This window comes from Streptomyces sp. WELS2 (assembly GCF_013870595.1).
Classification (GTDB): domain Bacteria; phylum Actinomycetota; class Actinomycetes; order Streptomycetales; family Streptomycetaceae; genus Streptomyces.
The window spans coordinates 1-1,236 of record NZ_JACBWZ010001283.1; the positions used below are offsets into that span (position 1 = coordinate 1).

At 74.3% G+C, this 1,236-nt stretch carries 2 protein-coding genes; both read right to left on the reverse strand.

All coding sequences use genetic code 11. The features are described 5' to 3' along the window. A partial coding sequence (locus tag H5J33_RS35750) for an FAD-dependent oxidoreductase (protein ID WP_181798789.1) occupies positions 1-251 on the reverse strand: 251 nt, incomplete at its 3' end. 155 nt (positions 252-406) lie between these two features. Further along, a complete protein-coding gene (locus H5J33_RS35755) occupies positions 407-1,162 on the reverse strand; it encodes a GntR family transcriptional regulator (RefSeq protein ID WP_181798790.1) in 756 nt (251 codons plus the stop codon). Positions 1,163-1,236: the final 74 nt, after the last annotated feature.

Consider the following 1,236-nt stretch of genomic DNA (forward strand, 5'->3'; position numbering starts at 1 on the left):
GAGCCGTTGGGGCGGAAGCCCAGCGCCGGGACCCGGCCGCCGATCCCCTCCCACAGCTCCCGCGCCCGCAGGGCCGCTTCCAGCTCTTCCCCACCCGCGCGCCCGCTGACCCAGATCTGCCCGAAGTTGCGCAGCGAGGCGCCGCGCGCCTCGGCCTCGCGCTCGATCTGGACGACCTGGTGGCCGCGTTCCACTGCGTGCCAGGCGTGCATGGTGCCCACCACGCCGGCTCCGACGACTGTGACTCTCACGGCGGCAACGCTCCTCGCGATCCGGGAACCGGAGACATCCGGCTGACAACGAGAGCGTGAACGAGCCATCACGTTTGGGCTAGACCCGTTATATTTTTGTGACATACAGGTGGGGCGCGGGGCGGCCCGGCTCCTCGGCCCCGAGGCGGGCGGTGTCAGCCCTGGAGGTGGGTGGTGAAGGAGAAGCGGTCGCCTCGGTACAGCGACCGCACCCGCTCCAGCGGGCGGCCCCCGGTGTCCCGGGAGATCCGGTGGATCAGCAGCATGGGCAGGGCGGGCGGGGTGCCGATGAGGAGGGCCTCGCGGGGGGTGGCCAGGACGGTCTCGATCCGCTCGTCCGCGTCGCCGAACGCGATGCCCTGGGCGGCGAGATAGCCGTAGAAGGAGGAGTCCGGGTCGAAGTCCGTGTCCAGCCGGGGCACCCGCGCGACGGCGACGTACGTGCTCTCCAGGCCCACCCGCTCGTCGTCGGCGAGCAGTACGCGCTCCAGGTGCCAGACGGGTTCGCCCCGGCTGAGCCCGGTCTCGGCGGCGAGCGGGCCGGGGCACGGGAACCGGTCGAGGGAGACGAGGCCGCGGCCGGGTGTGCGTCCCTGCCGGCGTACGCCCTCGGTGTAGCTGGCCAGGGACAGCGGCTGGGCCAGCTTGGGCCCGGCCACCACGGTGCCCCGGCCCCGGCGCCGCAGCCGCCCCTCCAGCACCAGGTCCCGCACGGCCTGCCGCACGGTCTCGCGGGCCACGTCGTACCGCTCGGCCAGATCCCGCTCGGTGGGGATGACGCCGCCCTCCCCCAGCTCGTCCAGCAGCGCGGCGATCCGCGCCTTCACCGCGTAGTACTTGGGGATGCGCCCGTGCTCGGGGATACCGGAGCGGACGGGGGCGCCGGGGGCCTGGTCGTTGGGGTAGTCCACGGGGGGGATCGTCGCAGACGGGGGCGGCGGTCGGCGGGGTGGGTCGGTCAGCGGCGGGCGCGGGCCAGGAGGAG